This window comes from Nocardia sp. NPDC049526 (assembly GCF_044465765.1).
Taxonomy (GTDB): Bacteria; Actinomycetota; Actinomycetes; order Mycobacteriales; family Mycobacteriaceae; genus Nocardia.
The window spans coordinates 346,532-364,850 of the sequence record NZ_JBITMA010000010.1; the positions used below are offsets into that span (position 1 = coordinate 346,532).

An 18,319-nucleotide genomic window follows, 5' to 3' on the forward strand; every position below is an offset into this window, starting at 1 on the left:
GAGGCCAGGTCAATCCTGCAGCACAGCCGGACCGCCCCGGGAACCGGGCGCAAGCGAAGATCGGAGGCACCGACATGGCAATGCCCGTCATCGACGAGGGCCCGGAGTCGAAATCGGCCCGCACCCGCAAGCGCATCCTCGACGCGGCGGCATACACGCTCAGCCGTAAGGGCTATGCGGGCACCCGACTGTCCGATGTCGCCGAACGAGCCGAACTGCAGGCGCCAGCCATCTACTACTACTTCCCCTCTCGCGACGATCTGGTCGAGGAGGTGATGTGGTCCGGCATCGCCGAAATGCGCGAGCACATCTCGGAGATTCTCGACGCGCTGCCGGAAGCGACTCCCCCGATCGAGCGGATCATGGTCGCCGTCGGAGCCCATCTGCGCCACGAACTCGAAATCTCCGACTACACGACCGCCGCCATCCGCAACGCCGCACAGGTTCCGGAGAAGATCCGCGCCCGGCAGGTAGCCGAAGAAGCCGCCTACGGCCAAGTCTGGAAACAGCTATTCCAGGACGCCGCAGAAGCCGGAGACCTGTCCGATCATCTCGATCTGCGCACCGCACGCATGCTGACGCTCGGCGCCTTGAACTGGGCCTCGGAGTGGTGGACTCCCTCCGCCGGCCCGCTCGACGTGGTAGTCCATACAGCGCAGACCATCATCCGCAGCGGACTCAGCGGCACAGCCCACCCCTCGACCTAGATATTTAATTGAACATAAATTAGACTTTGTCATCGGTCCTGAACGAAGGAGTTAGACCGCATGGATCTGCAGCTGCGCAATGCCCGTGTTCTAGTCACCGGCGGTGGTTCCAATATCGGCCGCGGCATCGTGCACGGCTTCGCCCGCGAGGGCGCGCGCATCGTCATCAGCGATATCGACGCCGAACAAGCGGAGAAAGTTCGAGCCGAAGCGCTCGAGCTCGGCGCCGCGGCAGTCGAAGTCGCAGCCGGAGACCTCACCGCCGAGGGCATTGCGCAAGTCGCTGTAGATCGCACTGTGCGGGACTGGAAAGGGCTCGACGTCCTGGTCAACAACGCCGGGTGGAGCGTACCTGGGTTCATCGCCGAGGACACCGATCGTGCCAAATGGCAGCGCACCGTGGAGGTCAATCTCTACACCGCCATCGCGACCACCCAGGCTGCCATCGGGGTGATGCGGGAGGCCGGCCAAGGTTCGATCGTCTTCATCTCGAGCGATGCCGCGTTCGGGCAGATCCGGCAGGGCGTGTACGGGGCCACCAAAGCCGCGCTCATCGCGTTGGCGCGAACCACGGCCCGCGAGCACGGCCGCCACGGGATCCGCTCGAATGTGGTCTGCCCGGGATTGGTCATCCCCGAAGGGCCCGACGCCGTTGGCAAGGAGAGTCTCTGGGCCGCCGGCGAGGACTCGGTGTTCAACGAGAAGCAGATCGAATTCCTGCGCAAGGACATTCCGCTGCGGCGCCTCACCACGGCCGAGGACATCGCCAACGCTGTCGTGTGGGTGTCGTCCGAGACCGCCGCCCGCCAGGTCACGGGTCAGGTGTTCTCGGTCAGCGGCGGCTACACCATGCCGTAACGCACGTCCATGCGCAGCCCGTCCGGTCGCAGTTCAACTCTCTCACAACAGTATTCGGAGGAATACATGCCGGAGGCATACATCGTCGATGCCGTTCGCACCCCCGTCGGACGCCGTAAGGGCGGCTACGCCGATGCGCACCCCGCCGACATGGCCGCCCATGTCATCGGCACGCTCGTCGAGCGCGGCAGTTTCGATCCGGCCGCGATCGACGACGTCGTGCTCGGTTGCATCGACCAGATCGGTTCGCAGGCGGGCGATATCGCGCGCACCGCCGCCCTCGCCGCCGGTCTGCCGGAGACAGTGCCCGGCGTCACCATCGACCGGCAATGCGGATCATCCCAGCAGGCAGTACATTTCGCCGCCATGGGCGTCATGAGTGGCGCCCAGGATCTGGTGATCGCCGGTGGCGTGCAGAAGATGACCCAGTACCCGATCCTTTCGGCCTTCGCCGCCGGAGCGCAGGCATGCGGCGGCCCCGAGGATCCGTGGACCGGTTCCAAGGGCTGGGAAGCGCGGTACACCACCGAGATTTCGCAGTTCAAATCCGCCGAGATGATCGCGGAGAAGTGGGGCATCTCCAGGGAGGAGATGGAGCTCTTCGCGCTCGAGAGCCACGCTCGGGCCATCGCGGCGCGCGCCGAGGGCCGTTTCGATCGGGAGATCCTGGCGTTCGGTGACATGAAGCAGGACGAGGGTCCGCGCGACACCAGCCTGGAGAAGATGGCGGCACTCGACACGCTGGTGCCTGGTGGGCGTCTCACTGCCGCGGTCTCCAGTCAGGTCTCCGACGGCGCGTCGGCCATGCTCATCGCTTCCGAGGCCGCCGTGAAAGCCCATGGCCTGACACCACGGGCTCGCATTCACCACATCTCGGTGCGCGGCGCGGACCCGGTGATGATGCTGCACGCACCCATCCCGGCCACCCAGTACGCGTTGAAGAAGACCGCGATGAGCCTCGACGACATCGACCTTGTAGAGATCAACGAAGCCTTCGCCTCCGTCGTCATCGCCTGGGAACGGGATCTGAAGGCCGACCACACCAAGATCAACGTAAACGGTGGCGCCATTGCCCTGGGCCACCCGATCGGCGCCACCGGCACCCGCCTCATGGCCACCCTGTTGCACGAACTCGAGCGCACCGGCGGCCGCTACGGCCTGCAAACGATGTGCGAAGGCGGCGGCCAGGCCAATGTCACCATCATCGAGCGGATCTGACATGGACACAACAGCATTCGACCTCTCTCCCACCCAGGCCGACATCCAGGACCGCGCCCGTGCCTTCGGCGAGAAGTGGGCGCAGCTGGCCACGCAGATCGACCGCGACGACGCCGCGCCCATCGCCGATATGGTCCGCGACACCGTCGACATGGGTCTGGCCGGGATCACCATCCCCACCGAATACGGCGGAAAGGGACTGTCTGCCATCGAATTCGCACTTGCTGTCGAATCCGCCTGCCGCGCCATGAAATCCTGGATGGCGGGCGACATCCTGTTCGCCACCACCTGCACCGGACCGTCGGTGATCATGATGTCGGACAACAAGACCGCACACGCGAAGTACCTGCCGCGCATTGCAGCCGGCGAGCTGACCGCCTCCATCGCGTTGTCTGAGCCCGCGCACGGCTCGGCGGTCACCGATATCGAGACCACCGCGGTGATCGAGGGCGACGAGATCGTCATCAACGGCAGCAAGCGCTTCATCACTGGTGCACCGGATTACGACCTCTACATCACGTTTGTCCGGTTGAACGAAACACTAGGGATGAAGGGCATCGGCGCCGTCGTCGTCGAAAAGGGCACGCCCGGATTCACTCTCGGCAACGGACCGGAGTACATGGGCTCGCGCGGCTCCAAGCACGGCGACCTGACATTCACAGATTGCCGCATCCCCGGGGAAAACCTGCTGATGGGCGAAGGCTCTTTCCCCACCCTCATGCAGGCGTTCAACATGGAGCGCCTCTACATCTCCGCGCTGTGCCTCGGCTTGGCCGAAGGCGCATTCGACGAAGCCGTGGCCTACTCCAACGAGCGAATTCAATTCGGTCGCCCGGTCAACGAGTTCCAGGCGATCTACCATCTGATCGCCGAGATGTGGACGCAGATCGAGTCGGTCCGCTACCTCACCTACAAGGCCGCCATGACCGCCGAAAAGGGCAAGTTCCCACAGCCTTTGGATGTCTCAGTCGCAAAGCTGCACGCCGCTGACGTAGGGCGCGACGTGTGCTGGAATGCCATGCAGATCCTCGGCGGGAACGGCTTGGTCACCGGATTCCCACCGGAACGATGCTTCCGCGACGTCATCGTCTCCTCCATCGCCGGCGGAACCATGCAGGTTCTCAAGAACACCATCGCCGCACAGGTTCTGGGTAAGAAGCTCGATCAGCGCCGGTAGCCGACGGCGCTCGAACCGCACCGTGCGGAATCGGCATCGCGCGGGCTCGATAGGGACGCGATGGCCGGATAATGCCACGACAACGCCGTCATCGAATCCTTCTGGGACAGAATGCAAACCGAGCTACTGAACAGGCAACGATGGAGACCCAGAATCGAGCTGGCGAACGCAATCTTCGAATACCTAGAGATCTTCCACAACCGTCGACGCCGTCATTCGGCCCTCGGTATGCGATCTCCGCTCGAGTACGAGATGATGCAGCCATCCAACCCGTGGCCTGAAGTCCAGTACCCCGACTCCACGAAACCCGGGGAACATCATCTCCAGACAAGCCGGGGGGATTCAACTACCAGCACCGACTCAAACAAGTGTCGTTGCAGTACTAAGCCCGCCCACAGCCATGGGTGCCGTCGATACAACGCCCGACCTTGCTCCAGCATGACGAAGACGTCGGTGCGCACGTTCCCGGTCAGGGGCGGGTATTCGTATTCCGCGGCGACGCGGTTCACCATGAGCGCGAGTAGGTCGTTCTTGCCGTCGACGTACCGATAGAGCGAAGCCGCGGCGGCCCCGAGGTCATCCGCAATGTGACGCATCGATAGCGCGCAGCCCCTCCGCGTCGGCGAGCCGGATACACACCGCGAGCTGGTCCAGGGTGTAGGTGCGACGCGGCCCCGGTTTGGGATCGTCGCCTCGCAACCACAACGAGGTCGAGGAACCGGCAGGTGTCATGCCAGTCAGCATGTCCCTACTGGAGTGTTGCGAACGTCGTTAGCAAACACCTAGACTGCAACTGCTAACATCGTTCACAGTTGATAGGAGGTTTGGTGCCCGCCATTGAAGCCGCGGCGCTGACCAAGCGATATAGCTCAGGCGCCGCACCGGACGGAGTGGATTGCGGATGCTCATGGCCAGGTCCATACCTGCTCGGACTGAACAGTTCGAGCGAGATCCACCGTGCGCATACTGGCAACACGTGTCGCACGTCAGCGTCCATATTTCCGACCGGGGTCGATGCAGGGTTACCGCGGTTTCGTCGCGTTCGCCATTGCCGGGGAAGTGGTGCGTTGCATCACCGGGCAGTAGATTCAGAATATTTTTGAGGAACGCATCCGAGAGCCAGATCACTCTAATCGCCCGTCGGGACAACCGGCAGGACCGACCGATGTTCACTTTTTGATGCGATAAACGACGAACATGTCGAGGTCTTCGACACCATTCGAAAACCGGTGGCGATGTTTCCACGGCACCGCAATCGCCATTTCGAGGCCTGAAAGAATCGTGAAGATCTGCAGACAGGCTCCACTTCGATCACTCGAATGGAGTTGACTGGAGTGGTAGCGATCGAATCATACAACCGCACCAGGCTGGTGAGGAAAACGCTACCTGACCTCACTCCAGCCAACGCCGATAAACGGGAGTCGAGTGTCGCCATGACACCAGAGTCACACGAAGGAATGATGGAGCGAGCAGCGGCCCTCGCGTCGAGCTTCTTCCCCGCAGGTAACGAGAGCACACTGCGCCAATACTCGGAAGCATGGATAGACATCGGCGAACGCTTGGAGGCCATGGCGCAAATTCATGAAAATATATATCGTCAGTATTCTGCCCGGAACTCCTCCGGCCGGACCGACAGGTCGATCGCCCAGCTGAACGTCCGATTGTTCGCAGATCTACACCATCAGGTCCTGTACTGCTACGGCATGGCGACGCACCTGGACAAGATTTCCGACATAATCGAGCTGGGAAAACTTGAGATCACCGCTATCGCTTGGGCCCTGATAGCCGATCTTGATTCGGACATGTCGACACTTCCAGCAGGCCACAGCACGAATTCCAAGCCAGACCTCGCAATCGCAGAACAAGCAATGCGGAAGATAGCGAGACGCACACAGCAACAGGTCGATGAACTTCCTCCCCCGACCGTGGGCACCCTCGAAAAAATGTAGATTCCGCAGAAGTCGAACTACCCCCGGCACCATAAGAACGGCCGACCGCGTGACCACCCGTTCGACCATTGACAGCCCGATGTTGCGTGAGTCCTCGCGTATCCGACGGTGAAGTACTCATGCGCTCCTGGGTCAAGTGATATACGGCGTTGACAGCCGGTTGGGCACCGAGATGTAGCAAAGACCGATCCTGTGATATGCAGGTCGGGGTTCTACCTTGCATTTGAGCTTCGAAGATCTGAATAGGTTTCGCGCAGCGCGGGCCCGTCGACCTCCAGGCTCGATGCCGAGCTCACGGCATCTCGAAATCTGAATTACTCCAGGTAATTACGAGTCCGGAAAGGATTTCTGCGTAGATATTCGCACGACTGGGGGCCGTGGTGGTCCACAATCCGTGGAAGGTGATCGGCCTGTGGGCGCTGCTCGCCATCGCGGCGGTGGCTTCGGCGCCGGAACTCAAATCAACGACCGATCAATCCGCTTTCCTGCCTTCGTATTATGAGTCGATCCAGGCGTTGGAGATGCTGCAGGAGGCGTTTCCGCAGAGCTCCGCGCCAGCGGCGATCATCGTGTTCGCCCGGCACGACGGGGCGCCGCTGACCGAAGGCGATTCGGCCTCGGTCGTCGCGATCGGCACCGAACTGCTCGGCGAGCAGATCAAGGACGTCACCGCGATCCAGGCAACGCCGCCGTCGGAGAACCGGCTGATCCAGATCATTGCCGTGCAGATGACCAAGGTGACCAATCCGAACGACACCACGCAGAGTGACGCGGTCAAGGCGCTGCGCGGAACTGAAAGAGCGCGCGGCGGGCACGGACCTGAAGGCGGGTATGACCGGCCAGGCGGCTCAGGTGCTGGACCAGCAGGAATCCAGCGAAAAGGGTAGGGCGATCATCGGTGTCGCCACCATCGTGCTGATTCTGGTGCTGCTGGTCATCTTCCGCAGCCCGGTGATCGCGTTGCTGCCGATCGTCGTCATCGGCGCAATCTCCAGCATGGTCAATGGGTTGATCGCCATGGTGGCCAAGGCATTCAACTTGCAGATCGACGCCTCGATCAACGCCATCCTGCTGGTCGTGCTGTTCGGCGTCGGCACCGACTACATCCTGTTCCTGATGTTCCGCCACCGCGAGCGGCTGCGTGCGGGCGAAGATCCGAAGACCGCCATGGCCAGTGCCGTCACCCGCGTCGGTGAGGCCATCATCTCGCCTGGCCGGTGCGTCAGCTTCGATTCACGTTCACCAGAACCTCCCACTAACCATGAACAAAGTTTGAACGAACGTTTGCCAACGGTGTTCGCAACTCTGGGTGGTGGCATGCTGACTGGCATGACATCCGCTGCTTCCTCGACCTCGTTGTGGTTGCGAGGCGACAACCCCAAACCGGGACCGCGCCCCGCCTACACCCTGGACCAGCTCGCTGACGTGGGTGTCCGGCTCGCCGACGTAGACGGGCTGCGCGCGTTATCGATGCGCCGCATCGCGGACGAACTCGGCACCGCCGCGGCCTCGCTCTATCGGTACGTCGACGGCAAGAACGACCTGATCGCGCTCATGGCTGACCACGTCGCCGCGGAATACGACTACCCACCCCTGACCGGGAACGTGCGCACCGATGTCTTCGCTATGCTGGACCAGGCGCGGGCGTTGCATCAACGGCACCCATGGTTGAGGGAGGGCTTAGGGGAGGTCGCTTCGTTGTCGTCGAACCTCGGTCCGAATTCGATACGATTCCTCGACCGTATGGTCGGCGCCTTGGCCTCGGCGGGACTCGACGCCAACGCGACCATGGTGGGTGTCAGCCTCCTGTCGGCGTGGGTGCGCACCTTCACCGGGATAGAAGCAGCGGGGTTTTCCGCCCCCGTCATGGATGCGTCCGACCACCCTCCGGCAATGCTGGCACACGGCGACTACCCCCATCTGACCAGGCTGCTTGCCACCGCCGAGTCCGAGACCGCACCAGTCGACAATGACGCCGTGTTCCGGGCCGGCGTCGAAGCACTGCTGTTCGGCATCGTGCGATGAGGTCCGCACACGGTGCTCCGCGCATGGTAGCCATTGCACCTCAACCGAATAGTGTTCGTCGCCCGAGGGCGTGATCAGCGCTTATGGCAGCGGCAGTGGAGCGTTTGCGTTCGAGGCGGCGTTACGCAGGTCGTGCACAATCGCTTCCGCCGGCATCGAGCGTCATCATTACCCCTGCCGATCAGGACTCTTCGGCCGCGCGTATCGGCGCGGCTGCACCCGCGGAGTCACCGCCGGGCGTCAGCGCACCGCCCGTCACGGTCTTGCTCTGCCTCTGCTCTGCGGCCGCTTCGATGCCGTGCGGGTGGTCGAACCCGGTGAACACGCCGAACTCCGCCCGTCGCTGGTTCAGATCCTGATCGGCGAGACGCCGCATCTCGGCTTGCCGCGCGATCATCGGCAGAATCGTCCCCACCAGCAAGTCCAAACCCGGTCCCGGGAACGACCCGCCCTCGGCCCCAACCACACCCGTCCCCGGCATGGCTCCGGCCCGGCGCTCGGCATCTGGCGCCGCGCCTGTACGCCCGGCGAAATGGTCCTCTCGCACACCAGGATCCGGTCCGATCGGTGTCGCCGCATTCACCCGATCGGCCACACGGTTCGTTGCACGCGTCTGACCAGGCCTTCCACTATTTCTTCGTGTCACTGGTATTACCTTCTTGCTTGATTCACGGAGTAGAGGAATAGATCCGAGATTGCGGCGACTCCACGCTGTGTCCTTCGATTCGTCGAAATAAATCGGCCAGTGCTGCGCCGCCGGCGTCAGGTCGCGGGCACCGCAGCTTCCGACGCCGCGGTAGCAGCCGACGCATCCGCGGGCGGCGAAGCCGGGGCGGCCGAATCCGGCGCGGGAGCGGTGACCTCGATGCCGCGTGGGTGGCGGAATCCGGCGAACGCGCCGAAGTCTCCTGCGCTGTCGGACATTTCCGCGGCGAACGGCCGCAGCTGCCCGTTGACGACGACCTCCGGCGGGCCGCCCTCGAAGGAACCGAAAACCACAACGATCGCGGAATGATCCTTCTCCCACGTAGCGACATCGCCGGTCATCAACTGGTACGGGTCGACCGGATCGATCTGCTTGTTGTCCGACCACTTCGCCGACGTATTCGCGTACGCGGCTTTCGCATCGGTACCGCTCGCGTTGCCGAAAGCCGCATCCAATGCCTGAGCAACCACGGCGGAAACCCACTGTCTCTCCCCGCCCGGGAACGGGTAGTACCTATCCCCACTCCCGTCCTGCGCGGGCGTCCGCGTCGGCAGCCCACTCTGCGCGGACGTGACATTCGGCCCGATCGGCTGGCTGTGATTCGGCACCGCGCCAGCGGGGGGTTGGCTCCCTGCCGTCGCCACAGGAGCTGCGGTGACCGCTGGAATCGGCGACGGCGCGACTGCTTCGTCGTCGCGGGGGAGCCTGTCCGGATCCGGCTCGTTGCGCACGCCGGGTTGCATGCTGTTGGCCAGTGCTGGGATCATCCAAGGGTTAATCCCCGTTGTCTGGTCGTCTCGGGAGCCCATCGCCGAGCCAATAGGTGTCGCCGCTGGAGCCGCCGGTCCAGCGACCGCTTCTTGCGGATCCAGATCCACATCGCTCCGATACGGCGACGCACCAGGATCTTCCGTCAAGTCCGGATCCAGTGACTGGTTCGAATCCAGCGGCAGGCGTGAATCCATCGGAGGACTCGGGTCGTACGGGATGCCCGGGTCAAACGGCATACCGGGCTCTTTCGGCACGCCCAGATCCTTTGGATCCAGCTCCCCGGGCCGTGGGTCGCCCTCATCCCCGACCTGCTGCTTCAGCTTTTTCACCTGCTGCGCCAGCGTTTCCGACTGCTGCGTCAGCTTCTCCACCTGCTGCGCCAGCTTCTCGATCTCGTCTGCTTCTTTCTTCTGGCCGTTCACTGCGTCGGCCATGATCGCGTTCAAGTTGTCGATCGTCTTGGTGATTTCATTCATGCAGTTCTCGTCGTAACTCACACCGCCCGGAGGAGGTTCACTTATAGCCGCGTTGTGATCCTCGATGAATTTTGACGTCCACACTCTCACTTCCTTGGAATACTCAGCTGACCTGCGTATCCGGTCCGGCACATCGCCGTACGCCTCCACTAGTTTGACCCCCGTCATCCGGAGCTTCTCTTGCTTGACTTCATAATTCTCGATACCACTGAACTGTTTGTCGCCCTCAATGTCCAGCTCCGGCGGCTTCAGATCCGGCGCTTCCTCCGGGGACTCCTCACCCGTACTCAAATAATGATCACGCAAGCTCACAGCGAGCCCCTGCGGTCCCTCGTAATAATTTTGGACCGACGGGGAGAGATCAACTTTATCCGGGTCGGGCATAAACAATCGCGGCAATTTATCAGGCCATGGCGCCGACATCGTCTTCCATCGCTCACGCAGTCGGATTTACTGGGACGAGAGGAACAGGACCACGTTTCTCCTTATCATATAAAAATGGTGCCACAAAGTGGTTACCCAACGCGCTACCTGCGCCGGTGGCAAACGCGCCTCGTACGGGGTGGGCCACAGCGCCACGACCGTACCTGGCCGCAGCACCGACTCTGGCTTTACCCATTCGGATCCAGCCGCCCTCTGTCCAGCCCTCCACGCCCACTCCACGCAAGCCGTTCTTGATACCGTTGGCATTGTCTGCCAGCCCCCGAATTCCCTGGCGCAACCCTCGAGCGACTCCACCAGCCGCGGCATCCGCCGCTACGGTCCCGGCGCGACCAGCAAATGCGCCTCCGGGGATTGCGCCAGTCGCAGCATCGACTACAGCGGTTTCGAACGCGTCTTCCAAACTCTTGCCCTGCGTCATGGCAACCGCGCCGCCTACGAGGCCACTCGCGACCGCGCCGCCGACCGGCCCGGCCGCACTTCCAATGAGACCTGCTGCTCCAACCAATGCATCCTTCCAATCCATACCAAAAATCCCCATGGTTTCCCTTTCTTGTCGGAGGAATATCTTTGGGAATTCGCCAGCCGCCTTCGACCAGAGACCTAAAACTACGGCCGGGTCGTCGATCTCCGCGTCCGACCGGTCGATGAGATTTGTGTCGACGGTTCCGGCCGGTCAGATCTGCGGTGGTTCAACCGGCGGCGGACCGGCAGGCGATTTCGGTGCTGCCACGTTCGGCGGAGCTGCCGCCGCGAGTACGGGGTCGCCGCCGGCGGCGCTATCCAGGCCGGTCGGGTGGACGTAGCCCGTGCAAAGCCCGTACTTTTCCTCCAGCGGAGGTTTGCCGGGATCAAAGGGAATGAGCTGGCCGTTGTCCAGGACAAATAATTGGTTCGATTCCTTGACGATCAGCGCGTTATGTCTCTCCCACTGGATAATATCGCCCGTATTAAACGCTTGCGGGTCACGACTATTGATCACTGCGGGCGGATGATCCGCTGACAACTCACCCGCAGTTCCCCGGTACGCGGACATCGCATCGATGGCGGTGTTCTGCACCTGCTTCTGCAAAGCCTCCGCCACCGGCTGCGACGCCTTCACGGTATTCTCGCCGATTTGGACATCCACCATCGCGCCCGGTGTCGTCACCGGCGGCGGAGAACCCACATAGGCTGGCGCCACCACGCCGGGAGGAGCTGTCTGGGCCGCGGGATTGGTTGTGGCCGTCTGGGCTGCGCGGTTCCGCTCCCGTTCTCGTTGCCGGTCCTCACGCGATTCTCTGTCTTCGTAGCCCCTGTCATCGCCGGGAACCCGGTTCTGGTTGAGAGCGTTCATCGCCATCATCTGCCCTATCTGCCCCATAGCATCGCCACTGCTATTCGTGGGTTGCTGCGGGGCGCTGGGCGCAACGGTCGATCCCGTTCCGGCATCCTGCGTCGCCGTCCGGATCAGAGAACGAAGGTCTGTGCCCGACGGGGTGTCGCCGCTAGTGCTGTCCGCAATGGGCTGGGTACCGGTCGGGGAATCCGTGCTGTCCGTAGATCCCAGGCCAAGATCGTCCAACGTGGGGTTCGAATCCGGACTCGGGAACATGTCTTGTGGCGTGGGAGTAGTCGGCGGCGGAGTGTAGGAGGGAGGGGTGATGGTCGTAGGGGAAGGGGTGGTTTTTGTGGCGGGCTTTTCCTCCTCCTTCTTCTCGGGCTTCTCCTTCTCCTTCTTCTCGGGCTTCTCTTCCTCCTTCTTCTTGGGCTTCTCCTCCTTCGCGCCCTTCTTCTCGCTGGGGTACCCCGGAAAATCCCCACCCCGTTTTGCGCGTTCCTCAGCCTGCTTCGCGTAGTCGGCGACGTCTTTCCTGCAGTCCAGGACCACTTGCTTGAGGATGGGATAGATAGGCCATTCTTCGACAATGTTCTGGATACCGAACTCGCGGGTTTGCTTCCCCGACTCCAGCCTGACATTATTTTTGAGGATTTTCCAGATATCCTCACGGGCTTCTTGAACCGTATCATACATACGCTTGAAGACCCGCCAATTCTCTTTGGTGAGTTCCCGGTCCTCTTGCTGGAACTTCGAATCCATTTCGTCCCACGTCGACGCCAGGGCGCCGACCTGGCCTGCGGCTGCTTCATACGCCTCTACGGCCTCACCCTTCGCCCCCGATTTGGCGGCCGCCCCGTCTTGAAGCTTCTTGATAAGATCGTCTTCCAGTTTGCCATTCCAGAAGCGACTTTCCGACTGTAAGGCCACCGGCTTCCTCTTATGCCCCATCTGGAAAGCTAAATAGGCAAGCCGATCGTTCACTACACTTATGACGTCCATCAGTTCGGGCGACGCCTTGCCAGGGGGGACCTCGATCCTCAGCCGGAAGTCGGGATCTTCGCCCTTGTCGCCCGCTTCCGGATCGCGAGTGGAGTAAGTATCACCCATTTCCGGATCGCGAGTAAAGCTCTTCACGTAGTTTCGGTAGGCGACCAGTTCGAGATTTGGCCTTTCGTCGAACCAGAGGACATTTTTAGCGTCTGCGCCTAGGTTACCCTTCCAATCACCTAAGGCATGCTTGACCCCAACCACAGCGCCATCGTTCGTAAGAGCGAACTGTCGCACCCTCTGGTCGGCATCATCATCGGTGTCCCACTCGTCATAATGATCGTTGTACCCACCCCCTCGTCTTTTTTTGTCGTCAGGATTCGCCGACCATAGCTCGTCGCCGGCATCATTGTGGGCCTCGAGCCTGTACTCGCTACCGTTTTTTTTGGTTTCGAATACGATTTTGCTGGCGTCTCCGCTATTGTATATTGTCTTGGTATCTCCGGTCGGGACGAAAACCTTGACTACGTCGCCGTTCTTGAGCCCGAACCGGTAATTGCCGTCCGGCGATTCAACCCAGTCGCCTTCATTGAGGCTATCGCCCGGGTTGAGGACCTTGACGACCTTTGAGTCAGCCATTAGAACACCCTTTGATCACATACGTCGCGCCGGGCTGTTCGCGAGTCCCAGCCGCCACCCCGAATCCTTCTACCGAGATACTCACGGACACTAGAGCCTCACATCTCCGGTGCCGTCCGCCGAATCCACGCGCTACCCGCGCAATCGGCTTCCTCGAGACCACCCGCTGTCGTATGTGATTCGTCGCTCAAACTTTGACAACCGTCCGCCACCGAGGTCCAACCGTCTGGACGAGCACTCAGGTACGGCACGGCATATCTCACTAAAAATGCGTGGGCCGCGTAGCCCTTTTCCAAATAGAAGTTGGCCAAATAGTCCGGATCGTTCTTCGCCCGCTCATGATAGACGGGAGCCATACCGTTGTTTATGTCGCGCTGTCGACGCCAATCTTCTGGATCTTGATTTAATTCAGTGCCCATATCGACAGAATCCCTCCATTTCGATCAACTTCGCCATCGGCCGAAGAAAACTTCACCGAACTCAAGTCAGGACTGCGGCCACGGCATCTTCGGCCACGTCGTCTCCTGGATGGCAAGTTCATGCTGCCGCACGGCATCTGAGGTGCTTTCCCGAATCGCAGTCATGATGTCGACCACCAACTCCTGGCTGCTCGCACAGTTCGCGGTCGTCCCGTCGGCGATGTATAGATCGGTGAGTCTGCCCATCCCATCCACTTCGGGAATCACCCGGGAGCTGGGCGAGGGGCGCCGGGCGCGGATCCGGTCGATCCGTTCCATGAGATCATCGATGGCATGCGCCAGGGCTCGGCCGGATTCCAGCGCCGATTCCGTATATGGATGCATCATGATGGCGCGGTCCCTTCGGTTGGTTGTTCTTTCACCATCACGGGTTCCTTCTTTTCACGTCGATGGATTCGAGTCGGTTGCGCCGAGGGTTTGGATCTGACGAACGCTTCCCATCCATCACCGCATGCAAGGCCCTTTATCTTGTCCGGGTGGAAAATGTTGCCGTCGTCGGTGACTAACATATGATTCTTCGCTGGTGCACCCTCGGCATCACGGACATTCATCCAACCGAGCACGTCTATGTTGGCGCCACTACTCGTTGAAGTCCCGGTCTGTCCGTGAGCGATCACATCGAAGATTCCCGGGATAGCGAGAAACGCCGCAGCAAGAAAACCGATCCTCGAACCGTCCGGTCCGGGCAAGGCGTGGACTCGACCGGCGGGCACCCGCAGAGTCACCCGGTCCACCACGGTGCGGTGGGCTTCGATGTCGTTCACCAGAACCTCCAGCCAACCGTGAACAGCGTTCGCAGTCGCGAGCGTACACTTCTGCTAACGATGTTCGCAACTATGATGGCACGCCAGCTGCCGATGACGCCCACTCCCCCGACCCCGCCGTTGGCTACGCAACGACGATCCCGAACCGGGATCGCACCCCGCCTACACCCCAGGTGGCCGTGGCGGTAGCGATGAAGTCGTCACCCGAAAGAGCTGACCTGCCCAAACTCGCCCCCTCCGGATCGACCGGTGAAGTCGCCCCGGGCTGCCGGAATCAGTATTGAATATGAATACATATTCAATTACTATTCCGCCAAGTCGTGAAGTAGCTCAACGAGAGGTCGCTCGATGGTCCAGGTAGAGAGTGTTCGCGGCCCGGTGCCGGTGGACGAACTCGGCACGGTGCTGATGCATGAGCACGTGTTCGTGCTCAGCGAAGAGATTCGCCGCAACTACCCGGAGTTGTGGGATGAGGAGCAGCGGGTCGCGGACGCGATCGAACGTTTGCGCGCGCTGAAGGCCCGGGGCGTGGATACGATCGTCGACCCGACAGTCCTCGGGTTGGGGCGGGACATCGAGCGTGTGGCTCGCATCAATGCCGGGGTGGACCTCAACATCATCGCCGCCACCGGTTTGTACACCTACAACGACGTGCCACTCTTCTTCCGGCTGCACGGGCCCGGCACAATGCTCGACGGTGACGAGCCCATGGTCGATATGTTCGTCAAAGACATCACCGCGGGCATCGCAGGCACGTCGATCAAGGCAGCGTTCCTGAAGTGCGCGATCGAAGAGGAACTGACCCCTGGTGTCGAGCGAGTACTCCTCGCCGTCGCCGAGGCGCACAAGCGCACCGGGGTACCGATCACCGTGCACAGTTCGCCAGCGCACCGGACCGGGCTGATCGCCCAGGACGTGCTCCGGTGGGAAGGTGTCGATCTGGGCCGGGTGGTGATCGGGCACAGCGGCGACACCGCCGATCTGGACTACCTACACGAGGTGATCGACAACGGTTCCTATGTAGGGATGGACCGATTCGGGCTGGACATCCTGCTCCCGGATGACCAGCGCATCGCCTCTGTCGCCAAACTTGCGGCCGAGGGGCTTTCCGACCGGATGGTGCTCGCGCAGGATGCCTCCTGCCATATCGACTGGCTCCCACCTGGTGTACGGGAACAGGTGGCGCCGAACTGGCATTACACCCACATTCACGATGCGGTGCTGCCCGCGCTGCGTGGTGCCGGAGTCACCGAGCAACAGTTGACGACCATGCTCGTGGACAACCCACGCCGCTACTTCAGCATGGGCAAGGAGGGGTGGGCGCGATGAGCACCGACCGGATGATCATCCTGCGGCGAAGCGCGGAGAATCCGTTCTCCATCCACGGTGTCCACCGTGATGGGAAGGGTGTGGCACAGTACGAGGGCTTGCCGGAATCGCTGGTGGCGCTGCTGCGGCAGCAAGCCGACTCAACCCCGGATGCCGAGGCGGTCGTCGAGGTCGACGGGCCTCGATTGAGCTATCGGCAACTCTACGAGCGGGCATCCCAGGTCTCGGGCGGCCTGCGAGCGGAGGGGCTGAAAGCGGGTGACCGGGTGGCATTGCGGTACCCTGCCGGGATTCGCTGGGTGCTGGCCTTCTGGGGCACGCTGATGGCCGGCGGGATTCCGGTTGCCGTTAACACGCGCTTTGCCGTACCAGAGATCGCCTATGTATTAGATGACGCCGGTGTGGCGGTCGACCTCGATGAGAGCGATCCACTACCCGAGGGCGATCCGCATGTCGCCGAGCCGCAGCGTGACGATGTCGCCGCGATCTTCTACACCTCGGGCACCACCGGCAGGCCCAAGGGAGTGCCGACCACACACCGCGCGTTTCTCAGCAACGCCGAGACCGCGATCCGATGCTTCGAGCTGCCCCGCGATCTCGGCGCCGAATTGCGCACGCTGATCTCGGTGCCGCTGTTCCACGTGACCGGCTGCAATTCCCAGCTTCTGGTGGCTACCGCGCTCGGTGGCACGTCGATTATCATGCCGAACCGGGATCTGGCTCGCATGTCCGAGGTTATTGCTGAGGAGCGGATCTCGTTCCTGGTCACGGTTCCCGCGATCTACGCTCTCCTGCTCCAGAACCCAGCGTTCGGTAACACCGATGTCCGGTCGGTGCGCCACGTCGGTTACGGCGGCGCGCCGATCACGTCGACGCTTGTTCGGAAGTTGCAGAACGCGTTTCCGGATGCGGTGGTCTTCAATGGTTACGGGATGACCGAAACCGCCTCGCTGCTGACGGTACTGCCGGATGCCGACGCGGCCGACCATGCCGATTCGGTCGGATACGCGGCGCCAGTGGTGGACTTGGCCATCGATCCGGTCGACGGGCCATATCACGGCGAGCTGCTGGCCAGAGGACCCAACATCACGACCGGCTATTGGAATCAGCCCGGCGCCACAGCCCCAACCTTCACCGACGGATGGGTACACACCGGCGACATCGTCACCGTCGACCAGGCCGGGCGCGTCACCATCGTCGACCGGGCCAAGGACCTGATCAACCGGGGTGGGGAGAATATCTCCAGCCTGGAGGTCGAACAGGTGCTCGGCGGTGCCCCAGGGGTGGTCGAGGCTGCGGTGATCGGTGTGCCCGACGAGGTGATGGGCGAAAAGGTAGGAGCGATCCTGGTCGCCGGAGCCGGTGGCATCGATATCGATGCGGTTATCAGCTACACCATCTCCCGTTTGGCCGACTACAAGATCCCGCAGTACGTTGAAGTGATGCACGGACCATTGCCACGGAACCCTGCCGGCAAGCTCCTCAAAGCTCAGCTGCGTGACAGTATCGTCTGGGCCGATCCGGTGCGATGACCACAGACACCGAGCTGGACAGTCCGGGCGACCCGATCGGTATGGCCGCGCGGGATCTGTTTCACACCCGTGGCTACGTCGGTACCCACATCAAGGACATTGCACGCGAAGCCGGCGTATCGGTGTCCACCTTCTACGCCAGGTTCGGCTCCAAAGAACAGGCATATCGCTCGGTAATGGGTACCGAGCCGCCGCTCGGCGACCCCGCGGAACAAATCCTCACCGGCCGAGCGCAACGCACCAGGGAAGCACTGATAGCCGCCGCTCGTGAATGCATCGAGCGGGACGGCTACCAGGCCGCCAGAATCACCAGCATCGCCGACCTGGCCGGGGTAGCGGTCGGATCGTTCTATACCTACTTTCCGTCCAAACTGGAGGTCTTCACCGAGATCATCCACCGAGCAGTGGCCGAGTTGCGCCAGCTCGCGCCCGAACCGCTCGACAAGCCGATCACCGACGACACAGATGTGCGTGAGCGAGTCCGCGAGCGGATACGGCGCGCTATCGAGCACTATATCGATGGCTACTCCCGCTATGCGGCAATCGTGCTCAGAATCGACGAAGCCGTCGGCGCCCACCCGGAGCTGATCCCGATGCGGCTGGGCGGACATCGCGGATTCGCGCAGCGCATCGAACGCAGCCTGCGTCACTGGCAGGAACTCGGAATCATCGACCCGGAACTCGACCCCGAGCACGCCGCACACGCCCTGGCCGCTATGGTCGGCCACGCCAGCCGGATCTGGATCACCTACGGCGAACCACACGACCGGGACACGGCTATCGCCACGTTGACCCGACTGTGGGTCAACGGAATCGGTTTGGCCCAGCCGGAATAGTCTCGCCCTCTGGTGAGAGTCAAGCGGTATTGCAATCTATTCGATCTCTGCACGAATTCGATCGGCTGTGACGAGAAGGATTGTCCGGCAGCCGATCCCGAGAC

17 protein-coding genes and 1 pseudogene are annotated in these 18,319 nt (G+C 62.0%); 11 read left to right on the top strand and 7 right to left on the bottom strand.

Annotated elements, in window-relative coordinates; all coding sequences use genetic code 11:
• Window positions 1–74: 74 nt before the first annotated feature.
• The 5 genes and pseudogenes from ACIBW7_RS30595 to ACIBW7_RS30615 all read left to right on the top strand — a co-directional run.
• Window positions 75–707: a TetR/AcrR family transcriptional regulator gene (locus tag ACIBW7_RS30595; protein ID WP_397052310.1), complete on the top strand. Its 633-nt coding sequence runs from the start codon at window positions 75–77 to the stop codon at window positions 705–707.
• A 60-nt stretch (window positions 708–767) separates the two neighbouring features.
• Window positions 768–1,565 (top strand): SDR family NAD(P)-dependent oxidoreductase, encoded by a 798-nt coding sequence (locus ACIBW7_RS30600; protein ID WP_397052312.1) that lies wholly within the window; start codon window positions 768–770, stop codon window positions 1,563–1,565.
• 66 nt (window positions 1,566–1,631) lie between these two features.
• Window positions 1,632–2,783, top strand: a complete 1,152-nt coding sequence (locus tag ACIBW7_RS30605) for an acetyl-CoA C-acetyltransferase (protein ID WP_397052314.1) — start codon at window positions 1,632–1,634, stop codon at window positions 2,781–2,783.
• A 1-nt stretch (window position 2,784) separates the two neighbouring features.
• On the top strand, window positions 2,785–3,960 hold the full coding sequence (locus ACIBW7_RS30610; RefSeq protein WP_397052316.1) for an acyl-CoA dehydrogenase family protein: 1,176 nt from the start codon (window positions 2,785–2,787) through the stop codon (window positions 3,958–3,960).
• Window positions 3,961–4,038: 78 nt separating this feature from the next.
• Window positions 4,039–4,215: pseudogene (locus tag ACIBW7_RS30615) on the top strand (IS3 family transposase); the annotation flags it as partial.
• Window positions 4,216–4,536: 321 nt separating this feature from the next.
• On the opposite strand, the gene ACIBW7_RS30620 reads toward ACIBW7_RS30615, so the two are convergent.
• On the bottom strand, window positions 4,537–4,692 hold the full coding sequence (locus ACIBW7_RS30620) for a hypothetical protein (RefSeq protein WP_397052318.1): 156 nt from the start codon (window positions 4,690–4,692) through the stop codon (window positions 4,537–4,539).
• Window positions 4,693–5,279: 587 nt separating this feature from the next.
• Here ACIBW7_RS30620 and ACIBW7_RS30625 point away from each other — a divergent pair.
• From ACIBW7_RS30625 to ACIBW7_RS30635, 3 genes are all read left to right on the top strand, one after another.
• Window positions 5,280–5,909, top strand: coding sequence for a hypothetical protein (locus ACIBW7_RS30625; RefSeq protein ID WP_397052320.1), 630 nt, complete (start codon window positions 5,280–5,282; stop codon window positions 5,907–5,909).
• A gap of 377 nt (window positions 5,910–6,286) precedes the next feature.
• Window positions 6,287–6,796 carry a hypothetical protein gene (locus tag ACIBW7_RS30630; RefSeq protein ID WP_397052322.1) on the top strand — a complete coding sequence of 170 codons (510 nt, stop codon included), beginning with the start codon at window positions 6,287–6,289 and terminating at the stop codon, window positions 6,794–6,796.
• A complete protein-coding gene (locus tag ACIBW7_RS30635; protein ID WP_397052324.1) occupies window positions 6,741–7,934 on the top strand; it encodes an MMPL family transporter in 1,194 nt (397 codons plus the stop codon). The genes ACIBW7_RS30630 and ACIBW7_RS30635 overlap by 56 nt, the downstream gene beginning before the upstream one ends.
• 181 nt (window positions 7,935–8,115) lie before the next feature.
• Here the strand turns inward: ACIBW7_RS30635 and ACIBW7_RS30640 are convergent, their stop codons facing one another.
• The 6 genes from ACIBW7_RS30640 to ACIBW7_RS30665 form a co-directional block, all read right to left on the bottom strand.
• Window positions 8,116–8,529 (bottom strand): hypothetical protein, encoded by a 414-nt coding sequence (locus ACIBW7_RS30640; RefSeq protein ID WP_397052326.1) that lies wholly within the window; start codon window positions 8,527–8,529, stop codon window positions 8,116–8,118.
• A 167-nt stretch (window positions 8,530–8,696) separates the two neighbouring features.
• Entirely contained in the window at window positions 8,697–10,199 is a 1,503-nt protein-coding gene (locus ACIBW7_RS30645) for a hypothetical protein (RefSeq protein WP_397052328.1), read from the bottom strand.
• Window positions 10,200–11,004: 805 nt separating this feature from the next.
• Window positions 11,005–13,275, bottom strand: a complete 2,271-nt coding sequence (locus tag ACIBW7_RS30650; protein WP_397052330.1) for a hypothetical protein — start codon at window positions 13,273–13,275, stop codon at window positions 11,005–11,007.
• A 98-nt stretch (window positions 13,276–13,373) separates the two neighbouring features.
• Complete coding sequence (locus ACIBW7_RS30655) at window positions 13,374–13,694, bottom strand: hypothetical protein (protein WP_397052332.1); 321 nt, start codon at window positions 13,692–13,694, stop codon at window positions 13,374–13,376.
• A gap of 66 nt (window positions 13,695–13,760) precedes the next feature.
• Entirely contained in the window at window positions 13,761–14,081 is a 321-nt protein-coding gene (locus tag ACIBW7_RS30660; protein ID WP_397052334.1) for a hypothetical protein, read from the bottom strand.
• Window positions 14,078–14,518: a hypothetical protein gene (locus ACIBW7_RS30665; protein ID WP_397052336.1), complete on the bottom strand. Its 441-nt coding sequence runs from the start codon at window positions 14,516–14,518 to the stop codon at window positions 14,078–14,080. Before ACIBW7_RS30665 ends, ACIBW7_RS30660 begins: the two co-directional genes overlap by 4 nt.
• A 348-nt stretch (window positions 14,519–14,866) precedes the next feature.
• On the opposite strand from ACIBW7_RS30665, the gene ACIBW7_RS30670 reads away from it, so the two are divergent.
• Genes ACIBW7_RS30670 through ACIBW7_RS30680 form a run of 3 tightly spaced genes read left to right on the top strand, consistent with a single transcriptional unit; the run spans window position 14,867 to window position 18,215 of the window.
• Window positions 14,867–15,847, top strand: coding sequence for a phosphotriesterase (locus ACIBW7_RS30670; protein WP_397052338.1), 981 nt, complete (start codon window positions 14,867–14,869; stop codon window positions 15,845–15,847).
• An 11-nt stretch (window positions 15,848–15,858) separates the two neighbouring features.
• Window positions 15,859–17,379, top strand: a complete 1,521-nt coding sequence (locus ACIBW7_RS30675) for a class I adenylate-forming enzyme family protein (RefSeq protein ID WP_397052404.1) — start codon at window positions 15,859–15,861, stop codon at window positions 17,377–17,379.
• The gene (locus ACIBW7_RS30680; protein WP_397052340.1) at window positions 17,376–18,215 is read left to right on the top strand and encodes a TetR/AcrR family transcriptional regulator; all 840 of its coding nucleotides are present in this window, start codon (window positions 17,376–17,378) and stop codon (window positions 18,213–18,215) included. The genes ACIBW7_RS30675 and ACIBW7_RS30680 overlap by 4 nt, the downstream gene beginning before the upstream one ends.
• Window positions 18,216–18,319: the final 104 nt, after the last annotated feature.

Bases quoted from the DNA above. Each gene is read 5' to 3' on its own strand.
- ACIBW7_RS30650 (WP_397052330.1), bottom strand. From the start codon at position 13,275: ATGGCTGACTCAAAGGTCGTCAAGGTCCTCAACCCGGGCGATAGCCTC.
- ACIBW7_RS30635 (WP_397052324.1), top strand. From the start codon at position 6,741: ATGACCGGCCAGGCGGCTCAGGTGCTGGACCAGCAGGAATCCAGCGAA.
- ACIBW7_RS30620 (WP_397052318.1), bottom strand. From the start codon at position 4,692: ATGACACCTGCCGGTTCCTCGACCTCGTTGTGGTTGCGAGGCGACGAT.
- ACIBW7_RS30655 (WP_397052332.1), bottom strand. From the start codon at position 13,694: ATGGGCACTGAATTAAATCAAGATCCAGAAGATTGGCGTCGACAGCGC.
- ACIBW7_RS30605 (WP_397052314.1), top strand. From the start codon at position 1,632: ATGCCGGAGGCATACATCGTCGATGCCGTTCGCACCCCCGTCGGACGC.
- ACIBW7_RS30675 (WP_397052404.1), top strand. From the start codon at position 15,859: ATGATCATCCTGCGGCGAAGCGCGGAGAATCCGTTCTCCATCCACGGT.
- ACIBW7_RS30680 (WP_397052340.1), top strand. From the start codon at position 17,376: ATGACCACAGACACCGAGCTGGACAGTCCGGGCGACCCGATCGGTATG.
- ACIBW7_RS30595 (WP_397052310.1), top strand. From the start codon at position 75: ATGGCAATGCCCGTCATCGACGAGGGCCCGGAGTCGAAATCGGCCCGC.
- ACIBW7_RS30610 (WP_397052316.1), top strand. From the start codon at position 2,785: ATGGACACAACAGCATTCGACCTCTCTCCCACCCAGGCCGACATCCAG.
- ACIBW7_RS30660 (WP_397052334.1), bottom strand. From the start codon at position 14,081: ATGATGCATCCATATACGGAATCGGCGCTGGAATCCGGCCGAGCCCTG.
- ACIBW7_RS30670 (WP_397052338.1), top strand. From the start codon at position 14,867: ATGGTCCAGGTAGAGAGTGTTCGCGGCCCGGTGCCGGTGGACGAACTC.
- ACIBW7_RS30625 (WP_397052320.1), top strand. From the start codon at position 5,280: ATGGAGTTGACTGGAGTGGTAGCGATCGAATCATACAACCGCACCAGG.
- ACIBW7_RS30600 (WP_397052312.1), top strand. From the start codon at position 768: ATGGATCTGCAGCTGCGCAATGCCCGTGTTCTAGTCACCGGCGGTGGT.